Genomic DNA, 15,646 nt, shown 5'->3' on the forward strand with positions numbered 1-15,646 from the left:
CAAAATTAAAAATCACTTAGATAAATATTAAATCTATTTTATTTCTAATCTTAAAATAAAATAGACTTAATATTGTTTATTCCAACAGAGACTTTATTCTTGGATCATCTTTAACAAAATCAATATTCTTTCTTTTTCTTAATACCCTTTTTACTAAATCTTTATATTTATCTTTGGTCCAATTATTAGTCACATCAAATTTCATATGCTTATATAATTTTGATTTAATAGAGTCATCCATTGTACTTGCTTCATTTACCATATTTATAACCATCTCTATAGTTTTTTCTTTATCTTTTTTTTCTATTGCCAAAGATAAATCTAATTCATATTTATGGTACGCTCCTAAATCAAATACCTCAGCAATCTTTTTAGCACGATCTATGTATTCTGCTGCCTCTCTAAATTTCCTTTCCTTATACAATAGCCTTATTATAAGAGATAATACAGCAAATGTTTCGTCACCATTTTTTCTTAACTTATCTTCATAAATACCATAAGCCTCATCTATTTTATCCATACTTTCAAATAATATTGCTTGTTGAATTTTTTTATCTACGTCTACTTCTGGAATTTTATCTAATACTTCCTGAGCTTTTTCATATTCTTTTTTCTCCCTATAAATTGCTGCTAAATCTAATTTTGCCATAGAAGCTGTTTTTTCCTTATTACCAGCTACTACAATTTCAAGCCAAGCAATAATTTTTCTTTCATATTTTTCTTTTTCCTCAATTTGAGGTCCTAACAAATATATTCTTAGCACTTCTGATATCATTAATATTAATTCATCACAACCTGGATATTGTTTAATCAAATCATTGCCTTTCTCAAAAGCTTTTTTAATTCCCTCTCTTGATGCAGTTTCACCTACCTCTTTTGTAAGTTTTTTTACTTCCGTATCTGTTAATTCCTCATTAAATGTCAATAAAGTGTTAACATCTATTTTTAAGACACGTGCAAGAGGTGGCAGCAATGTTATATCTGGATATGAAACTCCATTTTCCCACTTATTTACTGCTGGAGTACTTACATTTAAATAATCAGCAACCTGCTCTTGAGTAAGATTTTCCTTTTTTCTATAATGCCTAATAACTTCACTTATAATCATAAAATTAACTCCTCTATTTATTATGTCCTTATTGATTAAATAAAACATTATTGAGTTCCTCATTGAAAATTTGAAATATTTCAATTTCGGCTATATCCACATAAATTTGATTCTCACCGCGGAACTTTATAATTAAATGATATCAAAGCTACATAATTTGAGCAATTGAAGACTTTTCATCTTTTATTCATAAAAATTAACCAATAGTTAATTTTTTATAATATCACCATTTTAACTATTAGTATGAGATGTCAGTCATACTATTTTTAATTCATCTGTTTAGTTGCTTATATTCATAGGCGTAAAACTTATCTACTAATCATCAAATTTTAGGGAGAAGAAAGTATTTCTTTTATTTTATTTATTTTTCTTATGATGCATCGATTTTGTATCTACTTAATAATTTTATATATTAGTTATAAAAAAGCTGAGACTTCCTAATTATAAGAAAGTCTCAGCTTAATTTAATCTATCTTCTCCTCTATTGGTCTTCCTATTAAACACGTTAAGAATAATGATATCCGTATTCAATATTGTACTTATTCTATAAAAATAAACTTTTATAGTTCATTAGTTAAAATATCAATTAAATACTATTTTTTATTTGTTATATTTAGCCTAAATTCTTGATTTACGTTCTAAAAATTTAAACCTTCTATTTCAATTTATTGTTATCCTTTTCTTTAGTTTCATCTTTTATTTTAGTTTTTCTTAAAACTATTTTTATAATATATTCCATATCTATACCTCATTGTTATATTGAAAAGTAATTTTTATATAAATATTATCTACAATTTGATAAGTAAACTTTGATTTGATATTTTTAATATTAGAAAATTTCTCAATATAGTCAATATCGGATAAAGTTAAATCTTTTAATTCAGCAATAAATTCAAAATTAGAATTTCTAATTAATTTTTTATTTACAACTTCTATAATAGGATCATTCTGATTCATAAGCTATCCACTCCTGCTTTATAATATTTTATCATCATGTAAATTACAAAATCTCAAAAATAAAATAAATCATGAAATTCCATCTAATTTATAATTTATTATAAATTCTCTTTAATTATATCTGAAACTTCTTTTAAATAATCTTCTCGAGTTTCTCTTATAACATGTGGAACTGCTAATAATAAAATATGTTTTATATCTTCAATAACAAAAAAATTAAATGTACCTTTGTTTATAGTTTGTCTAATTTATAACTAACTATTTCTATTTAAAATATCTATCCAATAACCCCTTGAAAGCCTTTCCATGTCTTGCCTCATCTTTACACATTTCATGTACTGTATCGTGTATGGCATCTAAGTTTAATTTCTTAGCAAGTGTTGCTAAGTCTTTCTTACCTTGACATGCTCCATGTTCTGCATCAACTCTAGCTTGTAAGTTAGCTTTTGTATCTGCTTCTACTATTTCACCTAATAATTCTGCAAATTTTGAAGCATGCTCTGCTTCTTCAAAAGCTATTCTCTTATAAGCTTCTGCAACTTCTGGGTATCCTTCTCTATCAGCTTGTCTTGACATAGCTAGGTACATACCAACTTCTGTGCATTCTCCAACAAAGTTTGCTTGTAATCCATCGATTACTTCTTTATCTACACCTTTAGCAACTCCAATTATGTGTTCATCAGCAAAAGATAATTGGCCATTTTGTTCAATGAATTTTTCTGTTCCTACTCCACACACCGGACATTTATCTGGTGCTTCTTCTCCTTCATAAACGTAACCACAAACTGAACAAACAAATTTTTTCATAAATTCTCTCCTCCTAAATTTTAATTAGTATATATCTGGTTAATTACCCAATTATATATATTCTACATTTATATACAATTTCCTTTTATTTTTCACTTAATTTCTTAATCTTTTTCTTTATTTATCAATATAATTTTAGTATATTATTTGTTTTTTTGAAAATATGGTTCTATTATAAATATTTCTTGTTGGATTTTATATTGATTTACAAATATAATTAAAATATAAACTAATTATCTTGTTGCTTAAAGGAGTGATATTAATGCTTGATAAAGATTTAAATATTTATAATGATCTTGATCTATTTATGGAGATTTTTAATAGCATATCTGACTTAGTTTTCTTTATTAAGATAGATAATGAGAACATTTTTAGATATCTGTTTATAAATAAACAAGCTAAAAAATATATACATTTAAAAGAAAGTCCAATCGGAAAAACTATTTATGAAATAATGCCTAAAAATGTGGCCGATTTAATTACAAAACAATATAAAGAAGCTATTAATAAAAAAACTTGCGTAACTTATGAAGATAATTTAGTTAAATGGTATACAAATTTAGAAGAATTCCCCTACTCTTCTAGTGAGTTTAAACATTTTGAAACTAAGGTTACACCAATCTTAAATAACAATAGTGAATGTACACATATAATTGCTATTGTACGTGATATAACAGATAGAAAACTAGCTGAACAGGCATTAAAAGAGAGTGAAGAAAAATATAGATTAATCGCAGATAATATGACTGACTTAATTAGCATTATAGACACTAATGGGTTTATAAAATATGTATCTCCTTCTTATGAATTTGTTTTAGGATATCCTATTGATACCTATATTGGCAAATCCATTTTAGATTTTGTTTATTTTGATGAAGTAGAAAATATTAAAGAAAAGTTTTTTGATTTAATTAAAAATAAAAATGTTGCAACTGTAGAATTTCGTCATAAACATGTTAATGGAAATTGGGTTTGGGTAGAAGCAAAAGCTTCTGCTGTTTTAGATGAACATAAAAATGTTTCTCATGTTCTTATGCTTGCTAGAGACATAACTAAAAGAAAGTTGCTTGAAAAAAAACTTAAACATATGGCATATCATGATACTTTAACCGGATTACCAAATCGTAGACTTTTCAAAGCAAATTTACTTCAGGCCTTAAATGAAAAAGAGAGATTAGGACAAGATATTTGTGTTATGTTTATGGATATTGATAAATTCAAAATAGTAAATGATACACTTGGGCATGATATTGGAGATGAGCTTTTATGCCAGTTTTCTCAAAGAGTAAAGGAATGTTTAAGAAAAAATGATATTTTAGCACGTTTTGGAGGGGATGAATTCTGCGCGTTATTATTAATTAGCGAAAGAGAGAATGCTGAAAATATTGCTAAAAGAATTTTAAAAGCTCTACAAGATAAATGGTTAATTGGAGAATATGAATTTTTTACTACTTCAAGTATTGGTATTGCTTTTTACGAAAATGGCTTAGATGATGATACTCTTATAAAAAATGCTGATATAGCATTATATAAAGCGAAAGAAAAAGGAAGAAATAATTATAAAATATTTTACAATTCAATCAAATAATATTTTCTACAAAAAAAGCATAGCTACAATTGTAAATTGTAAGTCTATGCTTCTTTCTTATTTATTCTATATATTATTTTAAGTTAAAGAAAGCTTTTTTGCCTCTATATTCAGCAGCATCATCTAATTCTTCTTCAATTCTTAATAACTGATTATATTTTGCAACTCTTTCAGATCTTGCTGGTGCTCCAGTCTTTATTTGTCCTGCATTTACAGCTACAACTAAATCAGCTATAGTTGTATCTTCAGTTTCTCCTGATCTATGTGAAACTACAGCAGTATATCCAGCTCTATTTGCCATTTCTATAGCATTTAATGTTTCTGTTAATGTACCTATTTGATTTAACTTAATAAGAATTGAGTTAGCTACACCAAGATTAATACCTTTTTCAAGTCTTTCAGTATTAGTAACAAATAAGTCATCACCAACTAATTGAACTCTCTTTCCTAATTTTTCAGTAATAAGCTTCCAGCCTTCCCAATCTTCTTCTGCCATACCATCTTCGATTGAAATAATTGGATACTTATTAACCCATTCTTCGAAGAAATCAACCATTTCTGCTGATGTTAATGTTCTTCCTTCATATTCTAATACATATTTACCATCTTTATAATATTCTGATGAAGCTGCATCGATTGCTATAAAGATCTCTTCTCCAGCTTTGTATCCAGCTTTTCCTATAGCTTCGATTATTACATCAAGAGCTTCTTGATTTGATTTTAAGTTAGGAGCAAATCCTCCCTCATCGCCAATACCTGTAGCATAACCTTTATCATTTAAAATTTTCTTTAATGTATGATAAACTTCAGCACACATTCTTAGTGCTTCACTAAATGTAGGCGCTCCAGCTGGCATGATCATAAATTCTTGTAAATCTACAGAGTTATCAGCATGTGATCCACCATTTAATATGTTCATCATAGGGACTGGCAATACTTTTGAATTAACTCCACCGATATATCTATATAAAGGCATATCTAATGAATTTGCAGCTGCATTTGCAACAGCTAATGAAACTCCTAATATAGCATTAGCACCAAGCTTACTCTTATTGTTTGTTCCATCTAATTTAATTAGCATTTTATCAATGTAAGTTTGTTCAAATACATTGCATCCAATTAATTCTTCTGCAATAATTTCATTTACATTTTTAATTGCATTTAAAACGCCTTTTCCTAAAAATTTATCTTTATCACCATCTCTTAATTCCACTGCTTCGTACATTCCTGTTGAAGCTCCTGATGGCACAGCTGCACGTCCTGTAGTTCCATCTTCTAAATATATTTCTACCTCCACTGTAGGAAAACATCTTGAGTCTAAAATTTGCCTTGCAAGTACGTCTACAATTTCTAAATAATCTTTCATTTTTACATTACCTCCCAAATAGTCTATTCAATTGATAATTATCAATAAAGCTAATCCCACTTCTTAATCGTTAAAATTTATTAAATTTTACTCAAAGATTTTAGCAATACTTACTTAAATTAAGAATACTTTTTCCTAATTGATATTCATCACAAAATAATACTTCTTTTATACCTATTTTTTATATAAATAATTAAATTTATGTTTAAATTATATCATTATATTGTAATTTTATCTATATTATCTTATATTTTTCTAAAAGAAGTAAATATTCACATTTTAAATTTCACTATTTTAATCAAACAATTTAATCTTATTCAAAAAAACAAATATACATTATAACCATTTAGTTTTTACAATATATTTTCAGTATTTCTTATCTTTTAGCTCTGTTAAGAATCGGACTAGATCCAAATGAATAACCTTCTCCATATAATTTAATTTCTAACTTAATTAGTTCTTCAGCTAAAATTGTATTTGATCTTAAATCTGTTGGTTCTTTCACTATATCAAGCTCAATACCCTTATTCTTTCTATAATAACTATAATTTTTCCACAGCCATCCTTTTATTTTTTTTAGAGTTGATGGTTCTCTAATAATCTCTAGCATGTTTTTTCTGTATTTTTCTATATCTTCTTTTTGAATATTATCTAAAATCGATAATTCATGTCCTAAACTTCTAGCTGTTTTTTCATCTAGTTCTTGGCATAAAAATTTTACTGTATGCCATACCTCATAGAGTTGATTTTTATTTTCTATTTCTGCTTCTTTTATCCAAGTAAATGCGTTTACCCTTCTCACTATATCCCATCTTTTTATTGGACTTTCTAAATCATCTGCACATACCAAGAAAAATCCTTCATTAAGTAACATAGCGCCAAATATTCCTGGCGGATTACCAAGTCTCTTATCCTTTAAAGTTGTTCTATATACGCCACAGCTTGGACTACCTTCTTTGTACATATATATGTAAATTCCTTCACTCTTTAATAATTCTAATGAAAATTCACAAGCTTTTATGAGTTTATCAGTAACCTCTTCGCCTTTTCTATTTTTAATCTTAGCTGTTCCTTGTAAAACATCTTCTCCACTCCCACCTTTTATACTTATAGGTGTTCTTGGAACTCCTAACCCAGCAAGGCATTCTGGACACAAAGGATAAAATATAAATTGTTCTTTTTCTCTGCCAAAATTTTTAACATAATCAAATCCTTTACCGTTATATCTTACCTTTGAGCCAAAACAACATTCACTAATTCCAACTTTTATCTTTCTTTTCAGTACTGTCTCCATATAAACACCTCTTTTGAAACTTTTTACGTAACACACTCTTAAACCTTTAAATTTAAATCTGTGCATAGATTAAGTTATAATACTTTAATCTACACACAAATTTAATTGCGTTACTTTTGAAATTGCAACATTTCACTAATTATAAACTTAAACATCCTGCTTTTTAGGAATTTTTATAATGAAGCACGCACCACCTTCAGGATTATTTTTTCCTTCAATATTTCCTTTATGGATATTTACAATAACATCGTAGGCAATATTAAGTCCAAGTCCTGTTCCTTTTCCTGCTGGTTTAGTTGTGTAGAATGGTTCAAATAATTTATTTAGCGCGTCTTCTCTTATACCAATTCCATTATCTTTTATTTCGCAGTACACATATTTCTCATCCATATATGTCTTAATTGCTATAAGTCCAAATTCATCGCTCTCTTTTTCCTTAATAGCATACACGGAATTTAAGATAATTTAATATAACCTGATTTATTTTTTGCCTGCTGGCTTGAATTAGTGGGATATCCTCATATTCTTCAATCACATTTGCTATAAACTTAATTTCATTTCTAGCAATAATTAAAGTATTCTTTATTCCAAGATTAAGATCATACATTTCAAATTGATTTGATTGATCTTCATGCGCGAACCATTTCAGTCCTTTTACTATTGTACTCAAACGCTCTATACCATCTTCTGACTCATCAAATAGATTATCTAAGTCCATTAATATGTAGTCTATCTTTTTAGATTTTCCCAATTCTTTAATTTTATCTAATTCTCTTTCAATTAAACCAATATCCTTTTGCTCAGCTTTTAATATTAATTCTTTATATGCATATATTAGACTTTTCAAATTTTTCGTATAACTTTTCAGCATTTCAAAATTACTCGATACAAAACCTAAAGGATTGTTAATTTCGTGAGCAACCCCAGCTGCAAGCTGTCCAATTCCTGCCAACTTTTCTTGTTGAATCAATTGAGCTTGAGTAATTTTAAGTTTGCTTATGGCTTCTTTCAATTCTTTATTATTTTTCTTTAGCTCCTCTTCCATAAGCTTTCTTGAAGTAATATCCTCTCTTACTGATATAAAATGAGTAATATCTCCCTCTTCACTCTTAAGTGGTGCAATACTCGTATATTCCCAATAATTACTTCCATCTTTTCGTTTATTATAAAATTCACCTCTCCACTCATCTCCTAGAAGTACGCTTCTCCACAAATCTATATAATAAGTTTTTTCATGAAAACCTGATTTTAATATACTTATATTTTTTCCTTTTAATTCTTCATTAGTATAGCCAGTCATATCTGTAAACTTAGGATTGATATACTCTATCTCTCCTTTAATATTAGTAATAACAACACTGCTTGGACTGTTTTCAACCGCCAAAGATAGTTCTTTAATTTTTTCATATGCCTGTTTCCTTGAACTAATATCATTTGCAACTGAAAGAATTACCTTTTGCTCCTGAAGATTAAATATATGTAAATTCACTTCAAATGGAATAATAAAACCACTTTTTGTCTTAATATTTACTTCAATCATATTTCTATTTTTCATAATAGCTCTATTTATTTTGTCAATGTAGTTGTTTCTGATTTTTTCTTCTAACAAATCAAGAAATGACAGTTCTCTAAACTGATCTTTAGTATATCCTAATTTTTCACAAGCTAAATTATTAACTTCCAAAAATTCTCCTATACTTTCGCCTTCTGAAAACTTATTTACAAAAATGCAGCTATTAACATTATTAAAGAGTTCTCTATACTTTTCTTCACTCCTCATCAGTGATTTTTCATTTTCTTCTCTTTCAAAAGCATTCCCAATAATCTCTGAACTTATCTTTAATAAATATAAATTGCTTTCTTCCCATATTTTGCTTTGTTTTACGCTGTCAAAGCCAATAAATCCAATGACTTTTTTATTACTATACATTGGCAGTACTAATATAGCCTTAATATCCTGAGCTTCCAAAATCTCTTTTTCTTTCTCTGCTTCTATTGGCATTAAAGAAATATCTCTAATATTTATAGCCTTACCATTAGTGATTTCATTCATCCACCATGGTATAGCTTCAAAAGGTATGTCTTGAAGCGATTCTATTTGAGCTTCTATCGCTTCAGCACACCATTCAAAAATATTACTTGTAGTTTGCTTTTTATAATCATTTACGAAGATATATACTCTGTCAGCATCGCTTAATTTCCCCATATCTTCTAATGCCTTATTGATAACTTTCGAATCAAATTTTTCTAGAACACAACGTGTAGAAATCTCTAGTAATCTTTCTTCAAAATATAATTTTTCATAGAACTTTTTTTCTGCTGCTTGTCTATTTTTAATTAGGCTGCTCATTTTTAACTGACTTTCTTTTAATTTATTGTGTATTCTTTTTTGCTCTGTAATATCAGTAACTATCCCTATTATCCCTAATACTTTATTACTCTCATCCAAATTAGGCGTTCGACTTACAATAGTATCATACATTAACCCATCTGCATGAGAAATGGTTGTCTCATAATTGTTAGCTTTCTTAGTATTAATCACTTGATTATCCAAGCTTGCAAATAGATCTGCTACCTGTTTGGTTGTAATTTCATAATCCGTATTCCCCACTATAAATTTTCTTTTTACTCCTATTGCTTTTTCAAATGCTGTATTACACCACAAATATTTTCCATATACATCTTTATAAAACATTGGATTTGGAATTAAATTAAATATCTTATCATCAAATTCTTCATTAAAATGTATTTTTTTTAAGTCTTTATTTTCTTTAAATATACTCATCCTCAGTGCCCTCCAAAATACTATAATTCTCTTTATTAAATGGGCAATTTCATGATGATGGTTGATCCTTCACCATATACACTTTTGGCTAACAAATGACCCTTGTGTTTGACTACAACAATATCATAACAAATGCTTAAACCTAAACCAGTTCCTTCCCCTGGTTCCCTTGTAGTAAAGAAAGGATCAAATATTTTATTTATATTTTCCTCTTCAATACCGATTCCATCATCACTTATCTCTAAACAAAAATACTCATCTTCCTTATAAGTCTTGATATTTATATTGCCTTTTCTATCTTTAATTCCTATATAATAAATAGAGTTTTTTATAATATTAAAAATAACTTGTTCAATTTGAAACCTGTTACACTTAATATAGTCATCCTCAATTAAGTCTAGTTTTAAGTCAAATAAATCATCAAGCTTGTATTCTTTAAGTTCCATTTTTAAAATTTTCATAGATTCTTCTATTAATTCACTGATCTTATTCATTTCTAAGTTATCATAAGCATCTTCATTAGAAAATCTAATAATATTTTTAATTATGCTGCTTATCTTTTCAAGACCTTCATTAGTCTCAGTTATAACTGGTTCAAAGTCTGACAATATAAATTCTAATTTGCTACTGGAATCAGCTAATTCTTTAAGTTCTTTATTATCAAAAAAACACTCTTCATTTTCCTTAATAAAAGTTAAATATTTATCTAAATATTCTTTTAGAGTTTTAGCATAACTTTGAATTGTATATATATTAGAAGTAACATACCCTAAAGGTGTATTAATCTCATGAGCAATTCCTGCTGAAAACCTTCCTATAGTAGATAATTTTTCCCTATTTACTAATTCAATTTGTGTTGTTTTGAGCTTTGCATTTGACTCCTTAAGTTGAGCATTAGTATTTTTTAGATTATTATAAGATTCCATCAAAGCATTTTGATATTCCCTCATCTTTATTGCTGATTTTAATCTTGATGTGAATTCAATAGGCTCGATTGGCTTATTAATGTAGTCATTAGCTCCAAATTCAAAACTCTTTTCTAAGTATTTTTTATCTGTTAGCGACGTAAACATCAAAATAATCACATTCTTATTGTTTCTTCTTATAATCTCCAAGGTTTCTATTCCAGATAACTTAGGCATAACTATATCTAATAGTATAATATCTATATTCTGAGTATTCATAATTTCAATAGCTTCTTCTCCTGATGCTGCTGTTATAATATTGCATTTAATTTCACTGATTTTAATTACTTCTTTCGCAGTAATTATATTAAACTTTGTATCATCAACGATTAAAATATTCATAATTCCCAACTCCTAATCTGCAATTTTTAGACCTGTATTAATGTTTATTAAGAACTTATCAGGAACTATAGTAATCTTACCTCCAAACATTTTACCCAAATTATCTAAGAAATTTAATATTAATTTAGCTTCTGTCTTACTAATAGTCTTTAAGAAATTATTCTTATTTCTAATGAAGAAATTGATATTTAAAGTAGTTTTATGTGTGAAGTTTAATAATATTTCGTCTTCTTTCGAATCCCAAGTAATAACTTCTAAAACATTATTAAATATTAACTCAAATACTCTCTTGTTACCTAAATAATTAATTTGAGCAGTATTATTATTATCATAAATTATGGGTAAATTTCTGCTTTTTAATTCATCAAACTTGGACTGTAAAGAATTTAAAGTGAAGGTTTCAGAAATACTTGGAATAGTCTCTAAATATTGAAAATATACTTTATCTATCAGCTGATTTATATATTTCTGCCTAGAGCACTCATCCTTTGAATTGTCATACATATTATTTTTTAAATCAAAGATTATTTTTGAAACCACTTTAATATAATTAATATCCTTTTGACTATTCTTTACTAAATTGTTATTACTATCAAGAATCTTTTTGTATAACTTATTTTTTTCTTCTATTTGAACTTTAAATATTTCATTTTCCTTTACTAATTTATAATACTCTAAAGCTTCATGAATAGCTGGAAGAAATTCCTCTTCATTATTCCATGGCTTTGTAATATACTTAAAAACGCCTACTTTATTTACTGTAACTATTACCTGAGATATTTGAGCATATCCAGAGAGTACCATTCTAACAGTGTTAGGAGATATTTCTTTAACTTTTTCTAAAAGCTCTAAACCATTCATCTTCGGCATTCTCATATCTGTAACTATTACAGCTATTTCATTTTCTTGAAATTGTTCTAATGCCTTTTCGCCACTAGCTGCAAAAAGTGATTTAAAATCTTCTTGAATAGTTATTCTCTTTATTGAATTTAATATATTAGTTTCATCATCTACAAAAAGTACATTAAATCTGTCCATATTAACTCTTCCTTTCCAATAAGTTTTTTACTATCTGTTCGCATCTTTGTTCATTTATTCCGTAATTTTGCAAAATCTCTAGATAAAGCTTTGGTGCATAACTTGGTTTTATTATTTTCCAAGAATAATAATCTGCTATGTGAATCATTGATACCAGCTCTCTATTTACCTCACTACTTGACATAGGATCATGATGATATAATGCACTTTCTACTACTGCATAAGGTATATCCCACCATTGTAATAGATATCCTCCTAATTCTTCATGATCAATTTTAAATTTTTCCTTCTCTAAACTATTTATTTCACTTAATGATTTATAAGATGCTAATTTGTAAAGCTCATCATACTCCTTATCATATATCTTAAAGAAAGCTACTTTTCCTATATCATGAAGAAGACCTGCTGTACCGTAATAATCAGGGATCTTTTTACCTAAAGCTTTGTTATATAGCTCTATTAGTATTTTATTAGTTAAGTTTGAATGCTCCCATATTTCATTTTTATTATAAAAATCATTTTCTGATTTAAAGACTTCTGCTGTAGCCATGATTGCCTTTAAATTTACCAGCCCAAGGCTTAATACTGCTGTCTTTATTGAAGCTGTCTTTATCCCATAAAAGGCTGAATTTATAATTCTTAGGACTTCAGAACTTAAAGTTATATCAGCCTCAATTAATCTTACTATCCTATCTATATTGTGATCATCATGTTCAACAACATCGTTTATTTCTTGTAGTACAGACGGAATTGTCGGAAGCTTGCCCATTTCTTTTATATGATTTAAGGATATATTATTATGTAATAATTCCTCAGTTTTAAAAACCTCATCAATAGCCCTTCTAAAATCATCCTTTTTCCAAGGCTTAGTTATAAATAGCTTTGCCAAATTATTATAGATAGATTTAAAAACCGTTTTTTCATCTGTAAAGCCACTTAATATTAATCTTGTTACCTCAGGGTATACTAATTTAACCCTTTTTAATAATTCATACCCATCCATTTCGGGCATTCTCATATCACTTACTATTAGATCAATATGGTTTTTTTCAAGAATATCTAAAGCTTCTCTTCCACCGTTTGCAATATATACGTCATAAGGACTGTCAAAAAATTCTCTTCTGATTGAATTTAAAATAGCTTTTTCATCATCTACAAATAAAATAGACTTACTCATTTTGGGTCACCTCTTCCTGTTCTTCATGTCTAGTAGGAAGTTTTATAGTAATCTTTGTACCTTCTCCTAAAACACTGTCAACAATCAAATCTCCCTTATGAGTATTTTTTATAATATCATATGCAATACTTAAACCAAGTCCAGTACCTTTACCTATAGGTTTTGTTGTAAAAAAAGGTTCAAATATTTTATCTAAGTTTTCTTTAGGTATACCTGTCCCATTATCTTCTATAACACAACTTACAAATAAATCATCACTAAAAGTATGAATTTTTAATAATCCAAAATAGTCTAAATCTGCCTTCTCTTGTTTTTCCTTTATAGCGTGAGAAGAATTAATAATAAGATTTAATATAACTTGGTTTATTTCACTAGGAATTGCTTCCACTTGTGGTATTTCATCTAGTTCAATTTCAATATTAGAGTTATATTTAATTTCATTTTTAGCTATAACCAGAGTATTTGTTATTCCATAGTTTAAATCATATTGTTCAAAATTCTTTTCTACAGATGAATGAGCAAAATTTCTCATTGCGGCTATTATCTTCTGAACTCTTTCAATTCCACCTTCTGTATCCTTTAATAACTCATCAATGTCATCCATTATAAAATCTAAATTATATTTTCTTTCTAGATTCTCAACATTTGCCACTTCATCTTTAACCAAGCACATTCCTTCTTTTGAATTAGCCAGTAAACTTTTATATAGCAATATTATCTCATTAAGCTTTTCAACATATTTTTTTAAAGTTCCAAAATTACTTATGATAAAGCCTAAAGGATTATTAATTTCATGAGCTATTCCAGCAGATAGATGACCTAAGTTTGCCAATTTATCTTCTTCAATCATCATAAATTGAGCATTTTCTAAATTTTTAATGCTCCTTTGCAATTCTTCATCTTTAAGTTTCAATTGACTTAGGAGGTTTACCTTTTCTTCAATATTTTCAGAAATAATAAGATATTTCTTAACATTTGAATTTTCCTCAAAAATTTGGCATATAGATACTTTAGACAAAATACAGAATTTTCTTTATTTTTAGCATAAATTTCACCATTCCAATTTTCAAATAGAAATAGATCGCTTATTTGACGTATCTTATTATCTTCTGCATAACTACTTTCAAAATAAAATAAATTATTAATATTCATATTTTTAAGCTCTTCCTCAGAATAATTCCACATTTTTTCAGTTGAAGCATTAAAGAATTCTAACTTTCCATTAGAATCGGTAATTAGTAAGGACTGCTTGATATTTTTGATTATAGTCTCAAATAAATATTTCATTTCCATAAAAACTCAACCCCATTTTTAAATATTCTTTTATATTACTATAATTTCTACATCAAATACCAAAATCCTTCAACTTTACATTTATTTATAACTTATTACACAATAAATTATATTCTATCTTTAAAAATTCATTTACTTTTTCTATTTCTTGTCAAATAAAAGCAACTTAAACCTAAAAACTTATATAAAATAAATAAAGCTGAGACTTTCTAAATACTAGAAATCCTCAGCTCAACTAATTTTCTATTACACTTTTTGTTTATCCTAATCAGATATCATATGCATTTTTTAATTTCAAGAAATAATCATTTGAAATTTGACCACTTAAATTTATTAGTAAGCAGTTGTTTAACTTGGTACTTATATTAATGGCTTAGAAGTACGCAAAAATATGTTGTATTTAAACGCTCCCAAGTATATAACTCCAATTTTTGATTGTGTGATAATAACTTAATCAGCGAACAAACGCGAGTAAATTTTCTGCTAGAGCTTATTTAATTTAGTACTTGTCACACTAAAAGTAGAAACATGAAGCTATGGAAGGCAATCCTCAATTTAGAGCTTTCCAGCGAAAATTTTTCCTGCAATTCCTAATGCGCTACAAGCTTTAGGGAATCCTACATATGCTGCACATTGCAAAATAATTTCTAAGATCTCTTCTTGTTTTAATCCAGCTTTAAGAGCACCTTTTATATGAAAATCTAATTGTTCAAATGCGCCTTGTGTTATAAGGGCAGTTATTGTTACAATTTCTCTTGTTTTTAAATCCAAATTTGGTCTTGCATATATTTGACCAAATCCAAAAGAAATCATTTTATCCAAAAAGTCTGGAAATATCTCTCCTACAGAATTTATCATCTGTTCACCATTTTCATCTGTCATTTGTTTTAACATATTAATTCCGTTTTCATAATCTTTATTCATTT

General features: G+C 27.5%; 14 protein-coding genes. 1 reads left to right on the plus strand and 13 read right to left on the minus strand.

Annotated elements, in window-relative coordinates:
- Positions 1–76: 76 nt before the first annotated feature.
- The 3 genes from AXY43_RS01575 to AXY43_RS01585 form a co-directional block, all read right to left on the minus strand.
- Entirely contained in the window at positions 77–1,108 is a 1,032-nt protein-coding gene (locus AXY43_RS01575) for a helix-turn-helix domain-containing protein (RefSeq protein WP_039768544.1), read from the minus strand.
- Positions 1,109–1,849: 741 nt separating this feature from the next.
- Positions 1,850–2,065: a hypothetical protein gene (locus AXY43_RS01580; RefSeq protein WP_023976407.1), complete on the minus strand. Its 216-nt coding sequence runs from the start codon at positions 2,063–2,065 to the stop codon at positions 1,850–1,852.
- 264 nt (positions 2,066–2,329) lie between these two features.
- Complete coding sequence (locus AXY43_RS01585) at positions 2,330–2,872, minus strand: NADH peroxidase (RefSeq protein ID WP_077870042.1); 543 nt, start codon at positions 2,870–2,872, stop codon at positions 2,330–2,332.
- Positions 2,873–3,134: 262 nt separating this feature from the next.
- Here AXY43_RS01585 and AXY43_RS01590 point away from each other — a divergent pair, with 262 nt between their 5' ends.
- Positions 3,135–4,460 (plus strand): sensor domain-containing diguanylate cyclase, encoded by a 1,326-nt coding sequence (locus AXY43_RS01590; protein ID WP_051144756.1) that lies wholly within the window; start codon positions 3,135–3,137, stop codon positions 4,458–4,460.
- A 73-nt stretch (positions 4,461–4,533) separates the two neighbouring features.
- Here the strand turns inward: AXY43_RS01590 and eno are convergent, their stop codons facing one another.
- The 10 genes from eno to AXY43_RS01635 all read right to left on the minus strand — a co-directional run bounded on the left by eno (position 4,534) and on the right by AXY43_RS01635 (position 15,644).
- Positions 4,534–5,826 (minus strand): phosphopyruvate hydratase, encoded by a 1,293-nt coding sequence (gene eno, locus AXY43_RS01595; RefSeq protein ID WP_077870040.1) that lies wholly within the window; start codon positions 5,824–5,826, stop codon positions 4,534–4,536.
- A gap of 376 nt (positions 5,827–6,202) precedes the next feature.
- Complete coding sequence (locus AXY43_RS01600; protein ID WP_105410840.1) at positions 6,203–7,120, minus strand: DUF523 domain-containing protein; 918 nt, start codon at positions 7,118–7,120, stop codon at positions 6,203–6,205.
- 147 nt (positions 7,121–7,267) lie between these two features.
- Complete coding sequence (locus tag AXY43_RS01605; protein ID WP_243099149.1) at positions 7,268–7,510, minus strand: sensor histidine kinase; 243 nt, start codon at positions 7,508–7,510, stop codon at positions 7,268–7,270.
- Between the two features lie 46 nt (positions 7,511–7,556).
- Positions 7,557–9,905: a PAS domain S-box protein gene (locus tag AXY43_RS01610; RefSeq protein ID WP_105410842.1), complete on the minus strand. Its 2,349-nt coding sequence runs from the start codon at positions 9,903–9,905 to the stop codon at positions 7,557–7,559.
- A gap of 35 nt (positions 9,906–9,940) precedes the next feature.
- A complete protein-coding gene (locus AXY43_RS01615) occupies positions 9,941–11,212 on the minus strand; it encodes a sensor histidine kinase (protein WP_023975417.1) in 1,272 nt (423 codons plus the stop codon).
- A gap of 12 nt (positions 11,213–11,224) precedes the next feature.
- Entirely contained in the window at positions 11,225–12,250 is a 1,026-nt protein-coding gene (locus AXY43_RS01620; RefSeq protein WP_039768551.1) for a response regulator, read from the minus strand.
- A gap of 1 nt (position 12,251) precedes the next feature.
- Positions 12,252–13,427: an HDOD domain-containing protein gene (locus AXY43_RS01625; protein ID WP_039768554.1), complete on the minus strand. Its 1,176-nt coding sequence runs from the start codon at positions 13,425–13,427 to the stop codon at positions 12,252–12,254.
- Positions 13,420–14,340, minus strand: a complete 921-nt coding sequence (locus tag AXY43_RS01630; RefSeq protein WP_243099150.1) for a sensor histidine kinase — start codon at positions 14,338–14,340, stop codon at positions 13,420–13,422. Before AXY43_RS01630 ends, AXY43_RS01625 begins: the two co-directional genes overlap by 8 nt.
- 14 nt (positions 14,341–14,354) lie before the next feature.
- Complete coding sequence (locus AXY43_RS27425; RefSeq protein WP_243099151.1) at positions 14,355–14,720, minus strand: PAS domain-containing protein; 366 nt, start codon at positions 14,718–14,720, stop codon at positions 14,355–14,357.
- 555 nt (positions 14,721–15,275) lie between these two features.
- Entirely contained in the window at positions 15,276–15,644 is a 369-nt protein-coding gene (locus tag AXY43_RS01635) for a carboxymuconolactone decarboxylase family protein (protein ID WP_012058935.1), read from the minus strand.
- Between the last annotated feature and the right edge of the window lie 2 nt (positions 15,645–15,646).

This window comes from Clostridium sp. MF28 (assembly GCF_002969175.1).
GTDB lineage: Bacteria > Bacillota > Clostridia > Clostridiales > Clostridiaceae > Clostridium > Clostridium beijerinckii.

Bases quoted from the DNA above. Each gene is read 5' to 3' on its own strand.
- AXY43_RS01575 (WP_039768544.1), bottom strand. From the start codon at position 1,108: ATGATTATAAGTGAAGTTATTAGGCATTATAGAAAAAAGGAAAATCTT.
- AXY43_RS01580 (WP_023976407.1), bottom strand. From the start codon at position 2,065: ATGAATCAGAATGATCCTATTATAGAAGTTGTAAATAAAAAATTAATT.
- AXY43_RS01585 (WP_077870042.1), bottom strand. From the start codon at position 2,872: ATGAAAAAATTTGTTTGTTCAGTTTGTGGTTACGTTTATGAAGGAGAA.
- AXY43_RS01590 (WP_051144756.1), top strand. From the start codon at position 3,135: ATGCTTGATAAAGATTTAAATATTTATAATGATCTTGATCTATTTATG.
- eno (WP_077870040.1), bottom strand. From the start codon at position 5,826: ATGAAAGATTATTTAGAAATTGTAGACGTACTTGCAAGGCAAATTTTA.
- AXY43_RS01600 (WP_105410840.1), bottom strand. From the start codon at position 7,120: ATGGAGACAGTACTGAAAAGAAAGATAAAAGTTGGAATTAGTGAATGT.
- AXY43_RS01605 (WP_243099149.1), bottom strand. From the start codon at position 7,510: ATGGATGAGAAATATGTGTACTGCGAAATAAAAGATAATGGAATTGGT.
- AXY43_RS01610 (WP_105410842.1), bottom strand. From the start codon at position 9,905: ATGAGTATATTTAAAGAAAATAAAGACTTAAAAAAAATACATTTTAAT.
- AXY43_RS01615 (WP_023975417.1), bottom strand. From the start codon at position 11,212: ATGAATATTTTAATCGTTGATGATACAAAGTTTAATATAATTACTGCG.
- AXY43_RS01620 (WP_039768551.1), bottom strand. From the start codon at position 12,250: ATGGACAGATTTAATGTACTTTTTGTAGATGATGAAACTAATATATTA.
- AXY43_RS01625 (WP_039768554.1), bottom strand. From the start codon at position 13,427: ATGAGTAAGTCTATTTTATTTGTAGATGATGAAAAAGCTATTTTAAAT.
- AXY43_RS27425 (WP_243099151.1), bottom strand. From the start codon at position 14,720: ATGGAAATGAAATATTTATTTGAGACTATAATCAAAAATATCAAGCAG.
- AXY43_RS01635 (WP_012058935.1), bottom strand. From the start codon at position 15,644: ATGAATAAAGATTATGAAAACGGAATTAATATGTTAAAACAAATGACA.